22 protein-coding genes are annotated in these 23,707 nt (G+C 58.6%); 11 read left to right on the top strand and 11 right to left on the bottom strand.

Annotated elements, in window-relative coordinates; translation table 11 throughout:
- Window positions 1-115: 115 nt before the first annotated feature.
- Together ACR0IU_RS14475 and ACR0IU_RS14470 are read left to right on the top strand one after the other, a co-directional pair.
- A complete protein-coding gene (locus ACR0IU_RS14475) occupies window positions 116-574 on the top strand; it encodes an NUDIX hydrolase (protein WP_480716749.1) in 459 nt (152 codons plus the stop codon).
- An 89-nt stretch (window positions 575-663) separates the two neighbouring features.
- Window positions 664-2,142 carry an inorganic phosphate transporter gene (locus ACR0IU_RS14470; protein ID WP_480716748.1) on the top strand — a complete coding sequence of 493 codons (1,479 nt, stop codon included), beginning with the start codon at window positions 664-666 and terminating at the stop codon, window positions 2,140-2,142.
- On the opposite strand, the gene ACR0IU_RS14465 is transcribed toward ACR0IU_RS14470, so the two are convergent.
- Window positions 2,111-3,118 (bottom strand): 2-dehydropantoate 2-reductase, encoded by a 1,008-nt coding sequence (locus ACR0IU_RS14465; protein WP_480716747.1) that lies wholly within the window; start codon window positions 3,116-3,118, stop codon window positions 2,111-2,113. The two genes, ACR0IU_RS14470 and ACR0IU_RS14465, sit on opposite strands and share 32 nt — an antisense overlap.
- Before the next feature lie 64 nt (window positions 3,119-3,182).
- The gene (locus ACR0IU_RS14460) at window positions 3,183-4,148 is read right to left on the bottom strand and encodes a pirin family protein (protein WP_480716746.1); all 966 of its coding nucleotides are present in this window, start codon (window positions 4,146-4,148) and stop codon (window positions 3,183-3,185) included.
- Window positions 4,149-4,424: 276 nt separating this feature from the next.
- Between ACR0IU_RS14460 and ACR0IU_RS14455 the strand changes: the two genes are divergently transcribed.
- Both ACR0IU_RS14455 and ACR0IU_RS14450 read left to right on the top strand, forming a co-directional pair.
- Complete coding sequence (locus ACR0IU_RS14455; protein ID WP_480716745.1) at window positions 4,425-4,913, top strand: twin-arginine translocation pathway signal; 489 nt, start codon at window positions 4,425-4,427, stop codon at window positions 4,911-4,913.
- Between the two features lie 3 nt (window positions 4,914-4,916).
- The gene (locus ACR0IU_RS14450; protein ID WP_480716744.1) at window positions 4,917-5,516 is read left to right on the top strand and encodes a ferric reductase-like transmembrane domain-containing protein; all 600 of its coding nucleotides are present in this window, start codon (window positions 4,917-4,919) and stop codon (window positions 5,514-5,516) included.
- 27 nt (window positions 5,517-5,543) lie between these two features.
- On the opposite strand, the gene ACR0IU_RS14445 is transcribed toward ACR0IU_RS14450, so the two are convergent.
- Genes ACR0IU_RS14445 through ACR0IU_RS14435 form a run of 3 tightly spaced genes read right to left on the bottom strand, consistent with a single transcriptional unit; the run spans window position 5,544 to window position 8,086 of the window.
- On the bottom strand, window positions 5,544-5,888 hold the full coding sequence (locus ACR0IU_RS14445; RefSeq protein WP_480716743.1) for a 5-carboxymethyl-2-hydroxymuconate Delta-isomerase: 345 nt from the start codon (window positions 5,886-5,888) through the stop codon (window positions 5,544-5,546).
- Window positions 5,889-5,944: 56 nt separating this feature from the next.
- The gene (gene argF / locus ACR0IU_RS14440; protein WP_480716742.1) at window positions 5,945-6,871 is read right to left on the bottom strand and encodes an ornithine carbamoyltransferase; all 927 of its coding nucleotides are present in this window, start codon (window positions 6,869-6,871) and stop codon (window positions 5,945-5,947) included.
- A 27-nt stretch (window positions 6,872-6,898) separates the two neighbouring features.
- Entirely contained in the window at window positions 6,899-8,086 is a 1,188-nt protein-coding gene (locus ACR0IU_RS14435; protein WP_480716741.1) for an acetylornithine transaminase, read from the bottom strand.
- A gap of 294 nt (window positions 8,087-8,380) precedes the next feature.
- On the opposite strand from ACR0IU_RS14435, the gene ACR0IU_RS14430 reads away from it, so the two are divergent.
- Window positions 8,381-9,271, top strand: a complete 891-nt coding sequence (locus ACR0IU_RS14430) for a DMT family transporter (RefSeq protein WP_480716740.1) — start codon at window positions 8,381-8,383, stop codon at window positions 9,269-9,271.
- Here the strand turns inward: ACR0IU_RS14430 and ACR0IU_RS14425 are convergent.
- Entirely contained in the window at window positions 9,253-10,056 is an 804-nt protein-coding gene (locus ACR0IU_RS14425; protein ID WP_480716739.1) for an ABC transporter permease, read from the bottom strand. The genes ACR0IU_RS14430 and ACR0IU_RS14425 overlap by 19 nt on opposite strands.
- Before the next feature lie 125 nt (window positions 10,057-10,181).
- Here ACR0IU_RS14425 and ACR0IU_RS14420 point away from each other — a divergent pair, with 125 nt between their 5' ends.
- Window positions 10,182-10,751, top strand: a complete 570-nt coding sequence (locus tag ACR0IU_RS14420) for a GcrA family cell cycle regulator (protein WP_170541501.1) — start codon at window positions 10,182-10,184, stop codon at window positions 10,749-10,751.
- 209 nt (window positions 10,752-10,960) lie between these two features.
- Here ACR0IU_RS14420 and ACR0IU_RS14415 read toward each other — a convergent pair whose 3' ends face one another.
- Window positions 10,961-11,152 carry a hypothetical protein gene (locus ACR0IU_RS14415; RefSeq protein WP_480716738.1) on the bottom strand — a complete coding sequence of 64 codons (192 nt, stop codon included), beginning with the start codon at window positions 11,150-11,152 and terminating at the stop codon, window positions 10,961-10,963.
- A 111-nt stretch (window positions 11,153-11,263) separates the two neighbouring features.
- Here ACR0IU_RS14415 and ACR0IU_RS14410 point away from each other — a divergent pair, with 111 nt between their 5' ends.
- A complete protein-coding gene (locus tag ACR0IU_RS14410) occupies window positions 11,264-12,277 on the top strand; it encodes a GlxA family transcriptional regulator (RefSeq protein WP_480716737.1) in 1,014 nt (337 codons plus the stop codon).
- 100 nt (window positions 12,278-12,377) lie between these two features.
- Here ACR0IU_RS14410 and ACR0IU_RS14405 read toward each other — a convergent pair whose 3' ends face one another.
- Together ACR0IU_RS14405 and ACR0IU_RS14400 are read right to left on the bottom strand one after the other, a co-directional pair.
- Window positions 12,378-13,454, bottom strand: a complete 1,077-nt coding sequence (locus tag ACR0IU_RS14405) for a DUF2235 domain-containing protein (protein ID WP_480716736.1) — start codon at window positions 13,452-13,454, stop codon at window positions 12,378-12,380.
- On the bottom strand, window positions 13,432-15,723 hold the full coding sequence (locus tag ACR0IU_RS14400) for a xanthine dehydrogenase family protein molybdopterin-binding subunit (protein ID WP_480716735.1): 2,292 nt from the start codon (window positions 15,721-15,723) through the stop codon (window positions 13,432-13,434). The genes ACR0IU_RS14405 and ACR0IU_RS14400 overlap by 23 nt, the downstream gene beginning before the upstream one ends.
- Before the next feature lie 177 nt (window positions 15,724-15,900).
- On the opposite strand from ACR0IU_RS14400, the gene ACR0IU_RS14395 reads away from it, so the two are divergent.
- From ACR0IU_RS14395 to ACR0IU_RS14380, 4 genes are all read left to right on the top strand, one after another.
- Entirely contained in the window at window positions 15,901-16,800 is a 900-nt protein-coding gene (locus ACR0IU_RS14395; protein ID WP_480716734.1) for a phytanoyl-CoA dioxygenase family protein, read from the top strand.
- A 93-nt stretch (window positions 16,801-16,893) separates the two neighbouring features.
- Complete coding sequence (locus ACR0IU_RS14390) at window positions 16,894-20,055, top strand: valine--tRNA ligase (protein ID WP_480716733.1); 3,162 nt, start codon at window positions 16,894-16,896, stop codon at window positions 20,053-20,055.
- A 139-nt stretch (window positions 20,056-20,194) separates the two neighbouring features.
- Window positions 20,195-21,358 (top strand): benzoate/H(+) symporter BenE family transporter, encoded by a 1,164-nt coding sequence (locus tag ACR0IU_RS14385; protein WP_480716732.1) that lies wholly within the window; start codon window positions 20,195-20,197, stop codon window positions 21,356-21,358.
- 39 nt (window positions 21,359-21,397) lie between these two features.
- Window positions 21,398-21,730 carry a DnaJ family domain-containing protein gene (locus ACR0IU_RS14380; protein WP_319545128.1) on the top strand — a complete coding sequence of 111 codons (333 nt, stop codon included), beginning with the start codon at window positions 21,398-21,400 and terminating at the stop codon, window positions 21,728-21,730.
- On the opposite strand, the gene ACR0IU_RS14375 is transcribed toward ACR0IU_RS14380, so the two are convergent.
- Entirely contained in the window at window positions 21,731-22,513 is a 783-nt protein-coding gene (locus ACR0IU_RS14375) for a crotonase/enoyl-CoA hydratase family protein (protein ID WP_480716731.1), read from the bottom strand.
- A 67-nt stretch (window positions 22,514-22,580) separates the two neighbouring features.
- Window positions 22,581-23,651 carry an SMP-30/gluconolactonase/LRE family protein gene (locus ACR0IU_RS14370; RefSeq protein ID WP_480716730.1) on the bottom strand — a complete coding sequence of 357 codons (1,071 nt, stop codon included), beginning with the start codon at window positions 23,649-23,651 and terminating at the stop codon, window positions 22,581-22,583.
- Window positions 23,652-23,707: the final 56 nt, after the last annotated feature.

The raw sequence follows: 23,707 nt of genomic DNA, 5'->3' as shown, positions 1-23,707 counted from the left end.
CGGCCAAAACTGCTCAACAAGGTAGGAACGTATTGTTTAATCTGCGGTACATAATTATGTAATCTTTTCTGACAACATTGAGGGACGCCCATTTAAACGTCCAAGAAGGTCGAGCATGACGAAATGGATACGCAACATCTGGGAAGAGGTCGCGCGACCATTATTCCAGCGCCCGAACCGGGTGCAGGTTGCGGCGCTATGCACGCGGGGCACAGAGACCGGCGATGATGTATTACTGATCACCAGCCGCGGAACCGGACGTTGGATTATTCCCAAAGGCTGGCCCATTGATGGCCTTAACGGCCCCGAGACTGCGTTGCAGGAAGCATGGGAGGAAGCAGGCGTTCAAGCGACGGATGTTCCAAAGGAACCGATCGGCCAATACTCTTATGACAAGACATTGAACGACGGCACGGCGCAGCATGTGATCACCAGCGTATATCGTGTTCAGGTGACGAATCTGGCCGACGACTATCCTGAGGCCAATCAGCGCGAACGCTGCTGGGTTTCGCCCAAAGTGGCGGCTGGACGGGTGCAGGAGCCTGAATTGCGCGATCTGCTGCTGCAAATGTAACAATTACGTATATTTCTCATGACAAAGGTTGCTGCTTTCGACGGAACAGGGTAGCGGCGGGCGTCAAATCGAACGGCCTGTGAAAACCGATGTCTGATCTACCACCCAAAGCTCGCTGGCACGCGCTCGACAGCGACCTCCACCGCATTTCTCGTCTTGAGTATGCCAATGCACATGTGGCGCGCCCGCTGCTGGCGCCCGGTATCGCGCTCGTCTTTATCGCTCTGGCAGGTTTGGCCGCCGCAGTTATGTTTGGTCGCGCCGATGGCGGATTAATCGTTGTCGCCGCTGCAGCCTTCGGGGCCTATATGGCGATCAACATCGGGGCCAACGACGTCGCCAACAACATGGGACCGGCGGTTGGTGCAAATGCACTGACAATGGGGGGCGCGATTCTGATCGCCGCAATTGCCGAAAGTGCTGGCGCACTGCTCGCGGGTGGAGACGTGGTTTCGACGATCTCCAAAGGGATCATCGATCCAATGTCGGTGCAAAACAGTGATGTCTTCATTTGGGCGATGATGGCTGCACTGATATCTTCCGCGTTGTGGGTAAACCTAGCCACCTGGGTGGGCGCTCCTGTTTCAACCACGCATTCGGTCGTAGGGGGCGTTATGGGCGCCGGCATCGCTGCTGCCGGGCTTGGTGCCGTAAGCTGGGGCACGATGAGCGCAATTGCCGCGAGCTGGGTTATCTCACCCGTGTTGGGCGGCCTGATCGCCGCGGGATTTCTGGCGCTGATCAAACACAAGATTCAATACCAGGACGATAAAATCGCAGCCGCACGTCGCTGGGTTCCCATTCTGGTCGCCGTGATGGCCGGGGCTTTTGCCACCTACCTTTCGGTCAAGGGCCTGAAACGCATCGTCAAAATCGATATTGAGTTCGCCCTGCTGATCGGGCTGGCCTCGGGCGGATTGATCTGGGCCGCGACCGTGCCTTGGGTGCGACGGAAATCCGAAGGCCTTGAGAACAGAACCCGGTCGTTGAAAACGCTGTTTGGTTTGCCATTGGTGATCTCCGCAGGGTTTTTGAGCTTCGCCCATGGCGCAAACGATGTGGCCAATGCGGTGGGCCCGCTGGCCGCGATCGTGCATGCTGCCGAATTCGGAGATTTTGCATCGAAAGTGTCAATCCCGACATGGGTCATGGTAATCGGAGCCTTTGGCATATCTTTCGGTTTGTTCCTCTTTGGGCCCAAGCTGATCCGCATGGTGGGCAGCCAGATCACCAAACTGAACCCGATGCGCGCGTTCTGTGTTGCGCTTTCAGCAGCGATTACAGTTATCGTAGCCAGTTGGCTGGGCTTACCCGTCAGCTCAACCCATATCGCAGTTGGGGCCGTGTTTGGCGTGGGGTTCTATCGGGAATGGCATGCAGAACGGCGCTGGAAATATTCGAACCTGCAACGACCCGCTGAACTGCGTCTTGCACGGGAAGAACGTCGGCGGCGTAAGTTGGTACGGCGATCCCATTTTATGACGATCGTAGCTGCGTGGGTAATTACGGTTCCTGCAGCCGCAGCCCTGTCGGCAGTTATCTTCTGGCTACTGACCGCATTTGGTTGATCGGGGGTATTACCTGATCGACCGCAAGTGGCCCGCGCGGTGCTTGATGAATAAGGCCGCAGATGTGGCTGTTGATCGGGGTTGGAATCGCGTGAATTTGCCCGAGCTTGATGATTTCGCCTTGCAGACTGTCGATTTCGGTCGGGCGACCCTCCATCAGATCGTAGGCCATCGAGGTACGCGCGTTGGGGTCGATGGTAAGCATCTTTGCTGCAATCCGCGAAAAGATTGGTGTTGGCAACCGCAGTAGATGCGGGGTCGTCCATGCTGGCAGTGGCGTCGTTGAGGCGACTTCGTTTCCCGAAGCTTTCAAAACGCGCAAAGCCTCGGCCATTTGATCGGCCATCAAGCAACGCCAGCTTCGATCAAGCAGTTGGTTTTGCAGGGTCAGACCTGATAACGCGTTCAGTGCATTGTTGAGATTGATCACCAGTTTGCCCCATTGCACCGCCTCGATCCGGTCGCTTTCGGTGACGGGCAAATCCGGGGCGCTGAGATGTCGGGCGAGATCACCCGGACCTTGTTCGATGACGATATCGCCGGAAGTGGCGCGATGATAGGACGCGGTATTGGTTGGCACCACATTAAAGGGCACCATTCCGGCCCGCACGTCGCGGCCGTCAAGGACCGCACGTAGTCCGCGGGCGTTTTCCAGCCCGTTTTGCCAGGACAGAACCGGGGCATTCGCCGGCGCGTGCGCCGCAATCAACGCTGCCATCTCGGCTGTTGCGCCGGATTTAACCGTGACGATGACAAATTCAGCGCCCTCTAAGCAGGTGGGATCTTCGCTGAGCATCAATTTCGCGGTGGGCACATGGCAGTCCAGATCTGCGAAATCGGTGACGGTCAGTCCCTGATCGCGGATCGGTTGCAGCACGCGGGCGCGGCCCAGCAGCGTGACCGCGTGGCCCGCATCTGCCAACAATGCACCGCAATAACAGCCAATGCTGCCTGCGCCCGCGATGACGATTCTCATTGAACTCCTCCGCTGTGGCCCAATGATCACCGGGATGGTTCAGTGGCGCCAGAGTGACGTAAAGTCATACACGCGCCAACCGTGGCCGGGTACGTTCAAGCTCGTCTGGTATGGTAATAAATTCCTGATCGTCTCCGGGCGGAAGATGGAACGCACCGTTGGCCCAGTCGGCGGTGTTCCATTCACGCGTAGCGGTTTCGATCTTTTCCTTTGAGGACGAGACGAAATTCCACCAGATGTATCGATCCTCGCTCAGGGTTGCGCCGCCCAGCAGCATCAATCGCGCACCCAAAGGCCCCGCCCTGACCGAGAGCTTGTCACCGGGCCTAAACACCATCATACGCCCTTCGTCAAAGGTATCACCGGCTACCTCGACCGAGCCTTGCGTGACATAAACACCCCGATCCTCGTGATCGTCAGGCAATGGGAAAGATGCGCCGGGGTCCAGTCGCACGTCGACATAGAAGGTCTCGGACAACATGGTCACTGGGCTGGTTTCACCATAGGCGGCGCCAAGGATCAGGCGGGCGCTGACACCCTTGTCTTCGATATGGGGCAGCGCGCCCTGCTTGTGATGCTCGAAGTCAGGGGCCATGTCCTCATGGGCTTCTGGCAGCGCGAGCCAGGTCTGGATGCCGAACAGGTTGTGACATTTGCCGCGCGTTTCTGCGCTCGTACGTTCGGAATGAGTTACACCACGGCCCGCGACCATCCAGTTGACCTCACCGGGGTGAATCATCTGGTGGGTACCGAGGCTGTCACGATGTTCGAACTCTCCCTGATACAGATAGGTTACGGTGCCCAGCCCGATATGAGGATGCGGCCGCACATCAATGCCACCCTCGGTGATGAATTCGGCAGGACCCATCTGGTCAAAGAAGATGAATGGGCCAACGAGCTGACGCTTGACCGAGGGCAGCGCGCGGCGCACCTCGAACCCGCCGAGATCTCGGACACGTGGGATGATCAAGGTTTCGAGAGCATCTTTTTCGGAGGCGCATTCGGGGTTATGGGTGGGGTTCCAACTCATTCCTGATCTCCGTTTTTTCGGTCCCATAAGACGCGTTCATGTTTGCCAATGCTGAATGTATTGGAAAAATATCGCAAGAAAAGTGCATTTTCGCACAATGATCGTGAAGTCCTTGGAACGACTTGCGGTTACTCACCAAGGCGTGGAACGGAGCACCTGAAGCTCACCTTCGCCGACTCTCGGAATCATAAACAATCGTGCTATCCTTAGAAATCGGGTGTCGCCGGATCAGGGAAGCCGGTCAAAGATGAGGTTCAGCCGACAGGAGTGGATGCAATGACTCGACTCGAAATCAATCGCCGTAAGTTAATTGCTACAGGGGTTGGCACAATTGTAGCCGGTTTGACCGGCGTGATCACACCTGCGCACGCCTCTGGTCTTGCGCCGACACCGTCGATGCGGGGCGGGTCGAACAATTATCGACCCGGCGCGCCGATCGTGGAGCGAATCGGCGGTGGCGGGTTTTGGATGACCGGCACCGTGCGGCGTGCGGGTGAGGGAGCCCCCCTGCCCGGTCAACGCATCCAGATCTGGGCCCATACAACCGAAGGGCATGAACGCGATCAGCGCAGCCATGGGGCGACACTCACCGATGCGAACGGAGAGTTCCGGTTGGAAATGCCTCAGATTGTGCCCGCCTTTGGTCAACCACACGGGCATTTGGCCTATGACAGCTGTGAATTTGAGACGGTATTCCTGCGCCCAGTGATGTCGAGCGCGAAGGACAAGACCCTTGCCGCACATTTCGTGTTGCAGCCTGCCTGACGGGTGTCTAAGCGCATTGCGATCTGGGCGGCATTGGTTGCCACACTTCTTATACCGGTCATAGCAGCGGCTTTTAGCCCGTATCTGGCGTGGCGTGAGCCGATTTACATCCTCGCCGGTTTTGCGGGCATCATCGGGATGTGCCTTCTTCTGCTGCAACCCTTGTTGGCCGGGCGTTGGTTGCCCGGGCTTTCTCCGGTTAACAGTCGCCATTGGCACAGGCGGTGTGGCTTGGCCCTTGTCGTAAGCATTGTGATCCATGTGATCGGCTTGTGGATCACAAGCCCGCCTGACGTCGTGGACGCATTGTTTTTTGTGTCTGCAACACCTTTTTCGGCATGGGGAGTCATCGCCATGTGGGCGGGTTTTGCGGCCGCGGCAATGGGGATTTTTCGGCAACGCCTAAGCTTGCGGTTTCGGGTCTGGCGCCTGGGCCATGCAGGGTTGGCCATAGTGACCATTCTGGGTAGCGTCATTCACGCACTGCTGATTGAGGGCACGATGGAGATCATGACCAAGTTCGCATTGTGCGTTCTGGTGGTTCTGGCGAGCTTCGCAACGCTTTTCAGATTGCGGGTTTGGGATGTGAAACAGCGCGCCTAGACGCCGCATGCGCGTGCCGGGGCTGCATCAGACTGACAGGCGCTTGGCATATGTGGCGCGGTTTATTTCAACATCCTGCACGGTGATGCTGCCGACCGTGGGCGCAGCCTCGGCCAGAACATTCATGATGATGGCATTCAACTCGGCTCGCGTCGCCTCATCCCGGCCCTGCATCAGCAAAAGCATGGCATGAATGAAGGTCTGCGGTTCGGTCCCAATATGAGAAAACGGAACCGGGGTGGCGCGGATTTTGAGCGTCGACGGGTCAAACTCTTCATGCCCGGCGAGAACGGTGTAAAGCTGTTCGCAGATGGTTTGAAAATCATGAGACTGTTCAAGACCAGCAGAAAATTCGAGAGTGACGTGCGGCATGGGAAGCTCCGTGATTTGAGAGAGCCATGTGGCTCTCTCGGTACTTTCTGTGAATCTCAGACGCCCAGGCACCAGCGCATGACCGCCTTTTGCGCATGCAGACGGTTCTCGGCCTCATCGAAGATCACCGAGTTCGGGCCATCCATGACTTCTGAGGTGGCCTCCTCCTCGCGGTGGGCGGGCAGACAGTGCATAAACAGCGCGTCGGGTTTGGCATGCGCCATCAGCTCGGCGTTGACCTGATAGGGGCGTAGCATGTTGTGGCGGCGCTCCTTGGCGGACTGGCTGTCGTGCATCGACACCCAGGTATCGGCGACCACCAGATCGGCGCCCTGAACCGCTTTGTGCGGGTCCCGTTCGATCACGACCTTCGAGCCCTGCTGGCGGGCGAGCCCCATGAACTCTTCTTCCGGGTCTAGCTGGGCCGGGCCGGTGAAGGTGAAATCGAACCCGAATTGACCGGCAGCATGCAGGAAAGAGGCGCAGACATTGTTGCCATCACCAGTCCAGACGACCTTTTTGCCTTTGATCGGACCGCGATGTTCCTCGAACGTCAGTACGTCAGCCATGATCTGGCAGGGATGGGTGCGATCGGTCAGGCCGTTGATGACGGGCACGTCCGAATATTCCGCCATCTCGGTCAAGATGGTTTCATCGAAGGTCCGGATCATGATCATGTCAACATAGCGTGACAGTACGCGGGCGGTATCGGCAATGGTCTCCCCGTGGCCCAGTTGCATGTCCTTGCCCGACAGCACCATGGTCTGCCCGCCCATCTGGCGCACGCCCACATCAAAGGATACGCGGGTGCGGGTTGAGGGCTTTTCGAAGATCAGAGCCACCATGCGATCCTTCAGCGGCTGCTCATCATCCGGCGCGGCTTTGGGACGGCCAAGGCGGGCCTGTTTCATGGCACCAGCCTGATCGATCATGCCCCGCAAGGCGGTTGCGTCGGTTTTGTGGATATCAAGGAAGTGGTTCATTTTATTTCGCTTTTCAATCAGGCACATTCAGGCCGAAGCCATTGCGTTTTCAACTTGCGCCGCAGCCTTGTCGAGGCGGATCATGGCCTGGGCGATATCATCCTCAGTCAGGGTTAGCGGAGGCAGCAAGCGGATCACATTGTCGGCAGCAGGAACGGTGATGACTTCGTTGTCATAGCCTGCGTTGACAACATCGATATTGGTCGGCTTACATTTCAAACCGAGCATCAGACCGGAACCGCGCACCTCTTCGAACACCTCGGGGTGATCGGCGATCAGGCCTTCGAGTTTCTGGCGCAACAGGCCTGCCTTGCGGTTGACACCTTCGAGGAAAGCGGGTGTGGCGACCTGATCGATTACTGCGCAGCCGACGGCGCAACCGAGGGGATTGCCTCCATAGGTCGAGCCGTGGGTGCCTGCGGTCATGCCGCTGGCGGCCTCTTCAGTGGCCAGAACAGCACCCAGAGGAAAGCCGCCGCCGATACCCTTGGCGACCATCATGATATCCGGTGTGATACCGGCCCATTCATGGGCGAAAAGCTTGCCGGTGCGGCCCACGCCACACTGAACTTCGTCGAGGATTAGCAAGAGGTCGTTGTCATCGCAAATCTGGCGCAGAGCCTTAAGCTCGGCGTCGGGGACTGGGCGAATGCCGCCTTCGCCCTGAACCGGCTCGATCAGGATCGCGGCAGTATTTTCGTTGATCGCATTGGTGACGCCATCGAGATCTCCGAATGTCAGGTGCACGAAGCCGGGCAGCAGCGGGCCAAAGCCTTTGGTCATCTTCTCAGACCCTGCGGCGGCGATGCCTGCTGAGGAACGGCCGTGGAATGAGCCATCGAAGGTGATGATCTCAACCTTTTTGGCCTGACCTTTGTCATAGAAATACTTGCGGGCCATTTTCACAGCCAGTTCGCAGGATTCCGTACCCGAATTGGTGAAGAACACCGTGTCGGCAAAGGTATGTTCGACCAGCTTGTCCGCCAACGCCTGCTGCTGCGGGATGTTGTAAAGGTTCGAGACATGCCACAGCGCATGCGCCTGCTCGGTCAGCGCGGCCACCAGTGCCGGATGCGTATGGCCCAGCGCGTTCACCGCGATGCCCGCGCCAAGGTCCAGAAAACGTCGGCCATCCGCCTCGGTCAGCCAGGCGCCTTCGCCCTTCACAAATGTCAGGGGCGCACGATTATAAGTCGGCAGAACGGACGGGATCATCGGATCATCCTTTTCGAATAGCTTGAGCCCTGTGAGTGATACACTGGGGCCATGGTCGTCAACTGATTTGGTGGGGATTGCGCGGATTTAGACAGCGCAAATAGATCAAACGGGCCGGTTACGCGGTAAAGCGCCGGCGTCGGAGGCGCAGGATATGTGCGGCTTTGATCATGGCGGGTCGTATAGCGGTGTACGTTTAGTCTGAAAACCCCGTTTTTGCGAATAAGGCAAAAATCATTCTGAGACCGGGATTTGCTGCTTGCCATTTGTCCTGCGCTAACGCACGGGTGGGCCATGACTCCGATACGCCAGAACCCTGCCCTTGCGGCCCTGTTGATTCTTGTGGCCAGCGCCATTCTGGCAGGCACCACATTACTAGCCAAGGCGCTGGGCACAGATGTTCTTGGGCCTTCGCTGAATCCAATGCAGATCAGCCACGGGCGGTTTCTGTTTGCCTTTCTGGTAATCGTCACGACCGTGGGAATCCTGCGCCCGCGCCTCGGGCGTGTCCATTGGGGCCTGCATGTCGGGCGGACAAGTTTTGGCTGGCTTGGGATTACGTTGATGTTCGCCTCGGTTGCGTTCATCCCGATTGCGGATGCGACGGCAATATCCTTCCTGAACCCGGTCTTTGCAATGGTGCTGGCGATCCCGCTGCTGAAAGAAGGCGTCGGTCCGTGGCGCTGGATGGCAGCCATTGTAGCGCTGATCGGTGCACTGGTACTGTTGCGCCCAACACCCGCGAGTTTTCAACCCGCCGCCTTGCTAGCCCTAACCGCGGCCGCAGTGATTGGGATGGAGCTGATTTTCATCAAGAAACTTTCTGGCCGCGAAATTCCAATTCAGATCTTGCTGGTCAACAATGCGATGGGGCTGACCATTGCAACGGTCGCGGTCAGCTTTGTGTTCCAAATGCCGACCCCGCAGCAATGGGCGGCCTTGGCGGCGATCGGCGTGTTGATGGCCTGCGCTCAGGCCTGTTTCGTCAACGGAATGGCGCGGGCAGATGCGTCCTTTGTGGCGCCGATCAGCTATGCCACGCTGATATTCGCCGCGCTCTATGATTTCGCCGTGTTTCAGGTTGTCCCGGACAGCGTCAGCATGATCGGATCGGCCATCATCCTCACTGGTGGCCTAATCCTGGTCTGGCGTGAGGCGCGACAGCGTCAGGGCTTGAGCCGATAGCCGGTACGCAACATTTGCCAGGTCAGCGCGCCAACCAGCACGGTCGCGCTCGTGCAAATCGCCATCCCCAGCCAAGGTGAACTGTCAGAGACACCAATCATGCCATATCGCAGCCCGTCGATCAGGTAGAAGACCGGGTTCACATGGCTGAGCCGGTTCAGCACCGGCGGCAGGGCTTCGACCGAATAGAAAGTGCCCGACAGGAAGGCCAGTGGCGTGACGATAAAGTTAGTAATCGCAGCCATCTGATCGAACTTATTGGCAAATATACCGGCAAAAAGGCCCAGCGCGCCCATGAAAGCCCCGCCCAGAACCACGAAGATCAGCGCGATCAGCGGGTTTTTCGGCACGATACCCAAAACAAGCGCCAGCGCAGTCGCAACGACAAGGGCGATCAGGACACCGCGAACGATGCCGCCAGCCAGATAACCCAGCAGGATTTCCAGCGGCGACAGCGGTGGCATCAGCGTGTCCACGATATTGCCCTGCACCTTGGCGATCACCATCGAGGACGAAGTATTGGCAAAGGCGTTCTGGATCACCGTCATCATCATGATGCCGGGAGCCAGAAAGGTTAGGAACGGCACCCCCATCACGTCCGACCGGCTGGGGCCGATGGCAATGTTGAAGATCAGCAGGAATAAACCGGCTGTCACCAGCGGGGCTAGTAAGGTCTGCGTCCACACCGCCAAAAACCGCAGGGTTTCGCGCTGCGCCAGCGTATAGAGGCCCATCCAATTCACCGCGCCAAAGCGGCGCGCGTCCTGATCCATGAGATTCTGCATGTCTGCCCCATACCTGATTCGAAGACCGCTTGTAACTCGGGCCGCAGTGTTTAGAATAGGGGGCTGAGACGAATTCCCAAGGCGGCCCGAATCCGGGGCCGCTTTCCGCTTTTGAAAGGCAAATGATGTCCTGGACTGACGAGCGTGTAGAGCTGCTGAAAAAGATGTGGGGCGAGGGCCAGTCGGCCAGCCAGATCGCCAAGGAACTGGGCGGCGTGACCCGCAACGCGGTGATCGGTAAGGTTCACCGTCTGGGTCTGTCGAACCGTGCAACCGGCGCCAGCCCGGCAAAGACCGAGCCCAAGGAAAAACCGGCGCCCGCGCCCAAGGCCGAGGCCAAGCCAAAACCGGCACCCAAAACAGAACCGGCCCGCCCGGCGCCTGCTCCGGAAGCGAAACCCGCTATCCCTGCTCGCCGCCAAATCATTCCGGCCGGCCAGCCGTTGCCACCGCAGCCCTCAGCGAACGAGATCAGCCCCGAGGCGCTGGCGAAGGTCAACGAGGTTGAGAAGAAAGCCAAGAAGCTGACCTTGATGGAGCTGACCGAGAAAACCTGCAAATGGCCCGTCGGCGACCCCGCGACCGAAGATTTCTGGTTCTGCGGCCTTCCGGTTGAGGCGGGCAAGCCTTATTGCGAGGCGCATGTGGGCGTGGCGTTCCAGCCAATGAGCTCGCGTCGCGACCGTCGGCGATAATAGCGAACACAAGAACCTAAATCTTTACTATAGAACGTGAAAAGGGCGCAGGCGTTTCGCCACGCCTCTTACCGGAAGCGCTGCATAGTCGGGGACGACACAAGGCGTAACGAGCTCTTACAAAGAAAACACCCTCGCTGAAAACTGCGAGGGTGTTTTAGACTGGAGCGTCGGCTGTGCGGACAAAGCGGACAATGAAATTGCTCTGACTAACGGTCTCTCACCAGCGGACCGCCTGGTCCAAGATAGATAGCGGATTTCCACACCTCTTCCGTCACTTTGCAGTTGCCGGTTCCCTTTCCTTGGTCATCTGTGATGCTGAGTTCTTCTGAAGCGGTTCTCTTCGGAAAAATCAGCTTTTTAGTGTCGAAAAATAATTCCCAAACTGCGTTCATCTTCACTAACACCTCCAGAGGCTACGTGCCCATGAAGACTGCGCGACATTTTTCGTTGGGCGTGAGTGGTGGAACAGCTAAAAAAGGGGTAAATTCACCATTTTGGGAATTTTGCCGATGCCATTTTCGGTTCAGATCGTTGCCACCCCAGAAACCAGCGCCTCCAGCGTGTTTGGCCTGTATGACACTTTGGTGGCCGCAGGGCGGGACTGGGAACATCTGGTGAGCGGCGAGGAGCCAGTGCCGGTGTTTGACGTTAGCCTCGTTGGCCCAGACACCAAGGGATTTCGTTGCGGAAGTGGCGTGTGGATCGCTCCAGACCAGACATTTCACGACGCAGACGACGCTGATATTGTTGTCGTACCTGGACTGACACTTTCTCCGCACGACCGACTCGACCCCAAACAACATCCTTGTTTAGCGTGGCTTGCTAAGCGCAACTTGGCCAAGACGCGTATCGTGTCAGCCTGTACAGGGGCGGTCTATCTGGCGGAAATAGGTATTCTGGATGGGGTTGAAGCGACCACACATTGGGCTTGGGAAGGCCTTTTTCGGAGGTTTTATCCGAATGTGCGGCTTCGCATCGACCGTGGTCTTTGCTTTGCTGATGCGTCTCGCGGACCCGTAACGTCGGGTGGGACAACCGGGTGGCAGGAACTCGCTACGTTTCTGATCGCGCATTACGGCGGCACGCAAAGGGCGGTGCGGGCAGCAAAAGTCTGGCTTATGGCCAACCGCGGAGAACTTCAGTCACCATTCAGTTCAATGATCACTACGGCACCTCATGCTGACGCCATTATCTCACAGGCTCAGTTATGGATTTCCGACAATTACGCCATCGATAACCCAGTCGCTGAAATGGCTAAACGTTCCGGGTTGCCGCCGACTACGTTTGCACGACGCTTCCGCCAAGCCACGAGCAAGTCACCGCAAGATTACGTTTTGGCGCTGCGAATTGAAGAGGCCCGGCAGTTGCTTGAAACTACCGACTGCCCCGTCGCGGAGGTTGGAGAAGCAGTCGGCTATGCCGACACGCCTTCGTTTAGGAGGTTGTTCAAGCGAAAGACAGGACTGACCCCTGCCGAACATCGCAAAATGTTCGGCCTGTCTCGGTTCTCTAACTACTCCTGATTGATGGTGTTCAAGATTGGCAATCCTATTGACCGCTTTGGGCTCGAACTTGACATTGAAGTGTCGGCGATCTTGGAGCCGCTGGCACATGGTCAGCCTTTCACTGCGCCGGGTGTGACGGCAAATCCGGCATCGGCACCCATCGGGGCAGTTCATCGGGTGAGACCGAAACATGCAGCTTCTCTGACCGGTCACGTCCCACTCTGCGATGCTTACGCAGCAAGAAAATCTTGCCCCAGCCGCGCCACGTGCCGACCGAACGGGCGTGGGGGTCGGTGGGGAAACGGTCGCGCCACCCTTCGGGCAGGGACAGGCCGTGCAGCTCGGCCTTGTCCAGCATCCAAATCAGCGAGATGTTGCTGAGGGGGCGGGCCTCCTCAAAACCGTTCAACTGGCCGCCGACGTCGCCATGGGTGCCACGGAACCAGACCTGCTCGATATGGCCCTTAAAATCGGGGGTACATTTCCACAATACCGGCTCGAAAACCTCGCGGGTCTCGTCCAGTCCCATGGCATGATAACCGTGGCGGGTGGCGGGTCCTAGCTGGTGGTTGTGGAAGGCATGGCGTTCCTCGGCCCAGCGCCAGAGCAGCGGCAGGCGCAGGCCCAGCGCTTTGACCGTGTCCCAGACGCCAACCATCTCGATGGCAACATCCTCGTGACAGAATTCCCGACGAAAGACCGCTGCGGCTTCGCCATTGGCGTTGCATTCATAGTGGCGATAGGCCTGTTTGATGTTGCGGACGGTGGCGTGTTCGGCCTTGAGTAGCCCGATCGCGTCAATCACGCCCGCAAGGCTGCGCACCCCATAGGCGCCGCGCGAATAACCGATGAAAAAGATCTTGTCGCCCGGCTTGTAGCGCGAGGCCAGATAGCCATATGCGCGGCGGATCTGGCGATTGATGCCCCGCCCCATCATCACGTCCAGTGAAGATTTCCAGCTGTCCCACTGCACACCGGCTTCGTAAAAGACCGAGACCTTGCTGCCCATCTCGCAGCACAAACGAAGGGTCTGACCGGCATGGGTTTCCAGACCAGGCTCAAGTCTGGACATGGTGCCGTCGAGAATAATCACGTGGCTGATCGGTTCGCGGTGGCGCGACTCGGCCGAGTGCTCGGACCGTAAAGGCCGCCCGAGCCATCCCAGTACCTTTCTACTCAGCCGCGACAGAACCATGCGTCAACAATTCCCAAACTTTGTGAGGTGTGAAAGGCATATCCGCCTGCCGCACCCCGTGATCCCAGAGCGCATCCTGAACCGCGTTTGCCACTGCAGCCAGTGCGCCCACGGTGCCTGCCTCGCCGCAACCTTTCATCCCCATCGGGTTGGCGGTTGACGGAACCGGCGCCGAGGTAAATTCAATCATGGGTATCCCGGCGGCGCTGGGCAAGGCGTAATCCATGAACGATGCCGTGAGCAGTTGCCCCTCGGCATCATATACAACATGCTCGGTCAGCGCCTGACCGATGCCCTGCACCACCCCGCCATGCACCTGCCCCTCGGCCAGCATCGGATTGATAAGATTGCCGAAATCATCGACGACGGTGTAGCGATCCACCCATGTTTCACCGGTGTAAGGATCGATAACGACTTCGGCAACATGTGCGCCGTTGGGATAACTGCGCGCCTCTAGTTTGGCGCGGGCTTCGTGCTGCAACAGATCGGTGCGTCCGTCTGTGCGCGCCATCTGGGCCGCCTCGGTCAGCGTTGGCGTTAGGTTGGACCCCGGAGCGCGGAAGGTTTCATGGTCGAAGGTCACATCATTTTCCTCGACCCCCATCTTATCCGCAAGATAGGGCGTGAATGCGGCAATCATCGTATCAACCGTCACCAGTGTCGCGTTGCTTTGGGTCGTGACCGAGCGTGACCCGCCAGTCCCGCCACCCTGCGATAGCCTGTCCGTGTCGCCTTGCACCACATTGATGAGATGTGCGGGAATGCCCGCCTGGTCTGACAGGAATTGAGCATAGACCGTCTCATGCCCCTGCCCATTGGACTGCGTGCCTACATAGAGGTTCACCGTTCCATCCTCGCAAAACTCGACCTTCGCGCCTTCGGAAGGATCCCCCAGAATGCTTTCGATATAGTAACAAAGCCCCTGTCCCCGGATCAGGCCGTTTTCGGCATCTGCGGCTTTACGGGCCTCATAACCGCTGGTCTGTTCAGCGGCGCGGCTGAGGACCATGTCGAATTCACCCACGTCGTAGGTTTCACCGGTTGCGGTCTTGTAGGGGAAGGCCTCGGGCCGAATGAAGTTCTTGCGCCGCAGTTCCCACGGGTCGACGCCCAACTCACGCGCTGCACGGTCCATCGCGCGTTCGAGGACGTAGATCGCCTCGGGCCGACCGGCCCCGCGATATGCATCGACCTGCGTGGTGTTGGTGAAGAAGCCTTCGACCCGCAAGTAGGTGGTCTGAACATCGTAGACACCCATCAGCACCCGGCTGAACAGGTTGGTCTGGATCGCCTGCGCGAAATGGCTGTTATAGGCACCTAGGTTGATCTTGCTGTGCACCCGGTAGGCGGTGATCTTGTGATCGGCGTCAAAGGCGAGCTCCGCAAGCGAGGTCAGGTCACGGCCATGGTGATCCGATAGCATTGCCTCGGACCTATCCGACATCCAGTGCACGGGCTGGCCTAGTTTCATCGCGGCAACTGCGACTGTGAAATATTCGGGATAGGGCATCGCCTTCATACCAAACCCGCCGCCCACATCCGGCGTGGTAACGCGGATCGCCTCGGCGTCCAGTTTCAGTTTTTGCGCCAACTGCACCTTCATCCCCCAGACGCCCTGTCCACCATAAGAGAAATGCAAGCGGCCATCCGACCAATCGGCCTGACAGCCGCGCGGTTCGATCGAACTCACAATGACCCGATTGTCATGAACGCTCAGCGCGACGGTGTGCGCTGCTGCCTGAAAGGCTGCGTTAGTCACCTCTTCATCGCCCAACCCCCAGTCAAAGGCGCGGTTGTCGGGGGCCTGCGGATGCAAAGGTTCCCCACCCGCAGCGACATCCATCTTGACACTCAGGTCCTCGGTTTCCATCCAGATCAGCTCGGCTGCGTCGCGGGCTTGCAGAAGGGTGTCGGCGATGACAACCGCAACGGGCTCACCTACGAAACGCACGCGATCCTTGGCCAACATGTTCCGTTCGGACGCAGCGCCTTGAGTGCCGTCGCGATTGGCAACCGTGGTGGCATTCATCACTGTATCGATCCCGGCATCGGTCAGATCCTCGAGTGCCATGACCAGACGCACCCCCTCAGCCGCACGCGCTTCTTCAAGGTCCAGCGCAGTTATTGTGGCATGCGCCACAGAGCTTCGGAAGAAAGCAGCAAACAGAGCATTCTCGGGCACCGCATCATCCATGTACTGCCCCTGCCCGGTCAGAAACCGCTGATCCTCGGTTCGTTTGACGGGCTGGCTTTTGCCGAATTTTTCCATGGGATGATCCTTTGGTTGCCTGAATGCGCGACCCTAGCGTGGAGCAAGACCTTGTCCAGTGGCTGAGAAAATTAACTCTGTGCAGTCTGAAAGCGACATTCCTGTCTGGAAACAGCGTTGCGCGCCGTTCTGGGCCGCGCCTAGGCTGAACTCATATTCAGTCGTGTGGAGGTTTCAATGCCCGCAGAAATCAAGCTGACGAATGGCCGTTTGGACAGCCAAAGTACCGAAGCCTATTGGGATGATGGGTTTATCTTTCCGATCCCCGTGTTCTCTGCCGCAGAAGCCGCCGAGTACCGTGCCGAATTGGAGGAAGTCGAGACCAACTGGCGCGAGGCTGACCTGCCACTTCCCCTGAACATGTACAAACGCATCAACGCGCATGTGGTGATGCCATTTGCCACGCGCATTGCTCTGGACCCGCGCGTTCTGGACGTGGTCGAAGGTGTGCTGGGTCCCGATCTGCTGCTGTGGTCGGCCGAACTGTTCATCAAGGAACCGCGTACGAGGCAGGTGGTGGGCATGCATCAGGATCTAACCTATTGGGGCATGGGCGAAACCTCGGACCAGTTGACCGCATGGATTGCACTGTCTCCGGCAACGGTTGAAAGCGGCTGCATGGATTTCGTGAAAGCCAGCCACAAGAACCCGATCCTGCCGCATAATGATACGTTTTCCGAAAACAACCTGCTGTCACGGGGGCAAGAGGTTGCTGTGGATGTCGCGGATGAAGACAAGACTCATATCGAGCTAAAGCCCGGTCAGATGTCACTGCATCACGGGCTGACGATCCACGGATCAGGGCCGAACGTTTCGGATGATCGTCGAATTGGCCTGGCCATCCGCTATCTCAACCCCAACGCGCAGCAAAAGGTCGCCGACCGTGACTACGCCATTCTGGCGCGCGGCGAAGACCGGGTGGGGAATTTCATTCACATCCCGGCGCCGAAGGAATTGTTTGCACAAGACGCTCTGGACCTTCACGCGCGCATTCGCGCCGATCAGGCCAAAGCGATGGCCCAGGGGGCCAGCGAGAAACTGCAGCTTTACGATCAGGCCCCATCGAATCCCGGCTGAGACGGGCCCGACTGCCGCGCAGGGCCTTCCCCTTCCCGCGTCCATTCGCTATTGCAGGCGCTGACCCGATATTGTTGACGCAGGACGCATCCCATGGCGATGGAAAAGACATTCAACGCGGCCGAGGCCGAGGCCCGCATCTATCAGGCCTGGGAACAGGCCGGAGCCTTCAAGGCAGGCGCGAACAAATCGCGCGACGAGAGCTTTACCATTATGATCCCGCCGCCCAACGTGACGGGCGCCTTGCATGTGGGCCATGCGTTCAACAACACGCTGCAGGATATTCTGACCCGCTGGCACCGAATGCGTGGCTTTGACACTCTGTGGCAGCCCGGTCAGGACCACGCTGGTATCGCCACGCAGATGCAGGTTGAGAAGATGTTGGCCGCCACGCAGCAACCTGGTCGGCGCGAACTGGGACGTGAGGCATTTCTGGACAAGGTCTGGGAATGGAAAGGCGAATATGGTGGCACGATCATTGAGCAGTTGAAGCGACTAGGGTCGTCCTGTGATTGGTCGCGCAACGCTTTCACCATGGCAGGCGCGCCGCGCGACCCGCGCACCGGACACGAAAATTCTGCGAATTTTCACGACGCGGTCATCAAGGTCTTTGTCGACATGTACGAAAAGGGCCTGATCTATCGCGGTAAGCGGCTGGTCAACTGGGATCCGCATTTCGAGACCGCGATCTCGGACTTGGAAGTCGAGAATATCGAAGTCGCCGGCCACATGTGGCACTTCAAATACCCGTTGGCCGGGGGCGAGACCTACACTTACGTCGAGAAGGACGAGGACGGAAACATCGTGCTTGAGGAAGAGCGCGATTACATCTCGATCGCCACAACGCGCCCCGAAACCATGCTGGGTGATGGCGCGGTTGCGGTTCATCCCTCGGACGAACGGTACGCCCCCATCGTCGGCAAGCTTTGCGAAATCCCGGTTGGTCCGAAAGAACACCGCCGTCAGATTCCGATCATCACCGATGATTACCCCGACCCCGAATTTGGCTCGGGCGCGGTGAAGATCACTGGCGCGCATGATTTCAACGACTATCAGGTCGCCAAACGTGGTGGCATACCGCTGTATCGCCTGATGGATACAAGCGGGCACATGCGGGCCGATGGCGCACCTTACGCGAATGAGGCGTACAAAGCCGGTCAATACGCACGCGGTCAGTCCTTTACCGAAGGTGAGATCGACGCGATCAACCTTGTTCCCGACCACCTGCGCGGATTGGACCGGTTCGAGGCGCGCGCCAAAGTGATCGACGAGATCACCAGCGAAGGTCTGGCTGTCATGACCCGTGCTGATGACCCGCGTCTGGGATCGACCGCGCTGAAGCCGGACCACGAAGGCGCGGACAAAACCGTTCCGCTGGTCGAATCCAAACCAATCATGCAGCCATTCGGCGACCGCTCAAAAGTCGTGATCGAGCCGATGCTGACCGATCAGTGGTTCGTCGATGCTGAAAAGGTCGTTGGCCCTGCACTGGATGCGGTCAAGGACGGCACCGTCAAGATCATCCCCGAGTCCGGTGAAAAGACGTATTACCATTGGTTGGAAAACATCGAACCGTGGTGCATCTCTCGCCAGCTATGGTGGGGACATCAGATTCCGGTTTGGTATGGCCTTGATCTATCGGCTGAGAACTTCAAGGACGACGAAAACGACGGCGACCTTGATCTAGTCGAATTGGGACGTCTGCTAAACGAAGGCGGCATGCTCCACCGTGGCAACGTCATGGAATGTGCGCCCAACTTTGATGCTGTTGTCGATAAATTCCTGGACGACAATGCCAATATCCCCAGCCCGCTGAGCCATGCGACCGTTATTGAGGTCGCCGACAAGCATGCGGCCATCCATCAATTCGCTGAAAGCCTTGCTCAGTACGCAGTCGAACAGGACCCGACCAAGCTAGTGTATCCGGTCTGGCGCGATCCCGATGTCCTCGACACCTGGTTCTCCTCCGGCCTCTGGCCCATCGGCACGCTGGGCTGGCCCGAGACGACCGAAGAGCTGGAGCGTTACTTCCCTACGGACGTTCTGATCACCGGCTTCGACATCCTGTTCTTCTGGGTCGCCCGAATGATGATGATGCAACTGGCCGTGGTCGATCAAATCCCATTCCACACCGTTTACCTGCACCAACTCGTCCGCGACGAGAAGGGCAAGAAGATGTCCAAGACCACCGGCAACGTCATCGACCCGCTTGAGATCGTGGACGAATTCGGCGCCGACGCTCTGCGGTTCACCAATGCCTCGATGGCGGCGATTGGCGGCGTGCTGAAACTGTCCCGCGAACGGATAACCGGCTATCGCAACTTCGGTACCAAGCTGTGGAACGCCGTCCGCTTTGCCGAGATGAACGAGGTCTTCACCGACGCCGCGCCGCAACTGGACGTGGCCGACCTGAAACCCAAAGCCGCCGTAAACCGCTGGATCATTGGCGAAACCGCACGCGTACGGGAAGAGGTCGACGCGGCGCTGGAAAGCTATCGCTTCAACGACGCGGCGAACGGGCTTTATGCCTTTGTCTGGGGCAAGGTCTGCGACTGGTATGTGGAACTGTCGAAACCTCTGCTGCAAGGCGACGACGCCGAAGCACAGGCCGAGACCCGCGCCACCATGCGCTGGGTTCTGGATCAGTGCATGGTCCTGCTGCACCCGATCATGCCCTTCATCACCGAAGAGCTGTGGGGCCTGACAGGCAGCCGCGCCAAGATGGTCGTTCACGCCGACTGGCCGAGCTATTCCGCCGCTGACTTGGTGGATGCCGATGCGGATCGTGAGATGAACTGGGTGATCTCGGTGATCGAAAACACCCGCTCAGCCCGCGCGCAGATGCGTGTTCCTGCCGGCCTTTATGTCCCTATGCTGGTGACCGAGATCGACGCCCACGGGCAGGCTGCATGGGACCGCAATGAAGCGCTGATCAAGCGTCTTGCGCGGATCGACAGCCTGACCAAGGCCGATGAATTGCCCAAGGGGACCATCTCGATTGCCGCCCCAGGTGCGAGTTTTGGCCTGCCGCTGGCAGACATCATCGATATCGGCGCTGAAAAGGAACGGCTGGAGAAAGCCATGGGCAAGCTCGCAAAAGAGCTTGGTGGTCTGCGCGGGCGACTGAACAACCCCAAATTCGTGGCTTCGGCCCCGGAAGAGGTTGTTGCTGAAGCCAAAGCGAATCTTGCAGCTCGTGAGGAAGAAGAAGCCAAGCTGAACGAGGCGCTTGCACGTTTGGCCGAGATCGCCTGATCCTCTACTTTCATAAGCACTCAAAGTTCAAAAGCCCGCCGTTCTCCCGGCGGGTTTTTACTGTGCAATGACGTATTTCACCTTGTTCGCGGCAGCTTGAGATTGTTAGCAAGTGCGGGTGGTTATAGCCGAGGACAGGATGACACGCGCATTTCCCCCAATGCAGACCGTTTCGACCGGGCTGGTCGTGGCCATCGTCGGGTTCTTCAGCTCATTCCCAATTGTGTTGCAGGGGCTGAACGCGATGGGAGCCTCTTCGCACGAAGCCGCCTCGGGCCTGATGAGTGCAGCCATCGCTATGGGGCTGGCCGCCATTGTGTTGAGCCTGTTTCACAAGCTACCAATCAGCGTTGCCTGGTCCACGCCAGGTGTCGCGCTGCTGGCTGTGTCTGCTACACCGACCGAAGGGTTTTCAGGCGCAATCGGCGCATTCCTTTGCGCCGGAGCCCTGACCGTTCTGGCAGGGCTGTGGAAACCGCTTGGTCGGTTGGCTGCAGCAATCCCAATTACGCTGGCGCAAGCGATGCTGGCAGGCGTGCTCTTGCCGCTTTGCCTTGTACCATTCAAAGCGGCGGTCGAGATCCCATGGCAGGCGTTGCCGGTGATCCTAACATGGTTTATTGCGGGCCGTTTCAATCGGTTGATCGCGGTTCCGGCAGCTGTGGTCGCGGCGGCTATCATTGTGTCGCTGAACGCCGGAGATGCACAATTAATGCCGGACCGACTGATCGCTGCTCCGGTCTGGACCATGCCCACGTTCTCGGTCGCGTCTGCGATCGGAATCGGCGTACCGCTGTTTATCGTCACGATGGCGACACAGAACATTCCCGGCGTCGCTGTGATGCGCAGCTTTGGCTTCGATCCAGTTCCCGGCCGGTTGTTTTCATCCGTCGGTGGCGCAAGCATGCTCTCGGCCCCCTTTGGAGCGCCCGCAACCTGTCTGGCTGCGATAACCGCGGCGATGTGTTCCAATGAGGACAGCCATCCTGACCCGGCGCAGCGCTATTGGTCCGCCGTAATGGGGGGTGTGTTTTACTGCCTGTTCGGCGTCTTTGCGGTGGCAATCACAAGCTTTGCTGCCCATGCCAACCCATTGCTGATGGGTGCTCTGGCAGGGGTTGCTCTGATCGGGGTCATGGCCAACGCCATGCATGCAGCGTTGGATATCCCTGCCGAGCGCGAGGCGGCCATTCTGACCTTGGTCATCACCGCCTCTGGTATCACGGTCTTTGGATTGGGTGCGGCGGTCTGGGGGCTTTTGGCCGGCGGAATAGCGTATGTCGTGACAAACAGATTGCGGTAATCCCTTTCGCCAGACTGTCACAGGCAGTAGAATACAGACATGTTCGGATCGCTTGGAAAACTGGTGGAACGCCAGATTAAGAAGGCACAGGCCGAGGGCCAGTTGCAGGGGCTTGAAGGCGAAGGTGCGCCGCTGCCTGACCGTTCAAGTGAGGCGCAGGGTGATCCTGCCATTGCCGCTGGTCACCGCATCATGGCGCAGGCCGGGGTTCTGCCGGAAGAGTTCAACATCAAGAAAAAACTCGACGCGGCACGCAAGGATTATGCTGCTCTGACGGATCCCGAAGAGCGCAAGTCGGCGATGTCCCGCATCGCCGATCTGGAGATGCGATACAATATGGCCCGCGATGCGCGACGCAGTTTTATGCGGTGACTACTTGAACTCGGGCTTGCGGCCCTGCATCTGCGCCATGACAACCTCCATCTGATCTGGCTTTCCAATCAGGTCGACCTGCTCTGAGGATTCGGCCATCAACACATGTGCGCGGTCTCGGGTTTCGGCCACATCGATCAGACGCTTGGCGGCACGGATGGCCGAGGGGCTTTTGCCCGTGATATCCTCGGCCAGCGCAAGTGCCTCGGTCAGCGGGTCATCCGAGAGTTTCGTCACCAGCCCCCAATCTGCGGCCTGCGGCGCACCGATCGGACGGGCGATATAGGTCAGAAGGCGCAGAACGTCCGAACGAACAAGCTCAGGCAGCAACACCATCCCGCCCATGTCGGGAATGAGGCCCCATTTCATCTCCATCACCGACAGCTTGGCCTCGGGGTGCGCGATGCGGATATCCGCACCCAATGCGATCTGCAGGCCACCGCCATAGGCCACGCCCTGAATGGCGCAGATTACCGGGACCGGGACACGCCGCCAGATCAGGGCAATCTCCTGCAACTCATTGGCATCTTCGTGGCTGCGGGTCATCAGCCATTCGGTCGGGTCTGTTTGGGCCATGCTGGCAAAGCTAGCCATATCGAGCCCGGCGCAGAAGCTTTTGCCCTCTCCCGACAGCACCACCGCCCGGATATCGGCGGCGGCGACCTCTTGCCCCGCCGAGAGGATAGCCTTGATCATCGCATCGTCCAAAGCGTTCATCTTGTCGCCGCGAGTCAGCGTGACATGGGCGATGTGATCTTTGTATTCGACGGATACGCGGGACATGGGACCTCCGGTGCGTTCTTTGTTGCGTCAAGCATGCCAGTAAGAGGCAAGCAGCGCTACAACGACGTCAGGGCAAATCGGCGATCGGCATCCGACCAAACCAAGGAGAGTCCAGTGTCATTACATAGAACTGGTCGCCAGCCGCTTGGCCCGCAGTGGTGATGCCCAGCCGCCCTTGGGGGTCTTGCAGCGTACGCAGGCTGGTTCCGTCACCATCAAACTGTACCAGCATACCGCGGTGGATCGGCGCGGGGCGCACCTTGGGTCCCAACCGCCAGATCACCTTGCGTAGGAAGGGATAGGGCATCAGCTTTTCCGCGGGCACGCGCGGGCTGGCGAATGCCATCCAATAGGTGCCGTCACCTTGCGCTTTGATGTTGTCCGGATAGCCTGGCAGGTTATCCAAAAGAACCTCTTGTTTTCCGGCTTTCGGGCCAGTCAGCCACAGCTTGTGCACCCTTGCCCGACCCGTCTCGGCAATCAGCAGGAAATCTTCGTCCGGTGAAAGGGCAATGCCGTTGGTGTAGACGAACCCTTCGGCGATCTTTTCTTCAGTGCCGTCAGGCGAATAACGTGCCACATAGCCGGTTGGCGATTGCTCCCAGATCGTCATGACCGAGGTGGGTTTGGTGCCGCCCATGATTTCAGGATCGAACCGGTCTGAGGAGTTCGAGAAATAGACCGTGCCGTCCTGTGCCACGTCGAGGTTGTTGGCATAGATGATAGGCGCGCCATCGATCTCAGAGACGAGTGTTTCCAGCGTTCCGGGCCCGGCCCAGCGCATCAGCCCTCGAAAGCTGTCGGCGATATAAAGCGCGCCATCTGGTCCCGCCCGCAGACCCAGGGGGCGGCCGCCAAGTTGATCGACCTCGGCCGGCTGATCACCGTCGATGCGATAGAGGGTGCCGGATTGGCCGGTGGTATAAACCGCGCCGTCTGGCATCACTGCGATGTCTTCTGGGCCAATCTCCCCTGCCGGTAGCGAGATCAACTGCGCTGTGTCGAGATAGTTGTTTTCGGCAAAATCGCCCGTGAATCCGGGCGGTTCGGGTGGCTCGTAGGCCACTGGGTCAACCGGGACCGGCCAGAACACGAGATAGGCAAGACCGATAAGGACAAGTGCCAGTATATAACGCATAACGCCTCCGAACTGCGGTTGCGAGCACACTGACCGTGATTGCATCTGCGTGCAAG

The sequence above is a fragment of the Ruegeria sp. CL5 genome (assembly GCF_056536485.1).
The sequence above is the reverse complement of the archived record's forward strand: the minus strand, read 5'-3'. Positions and strand labels throughout refer to the sequence as shown.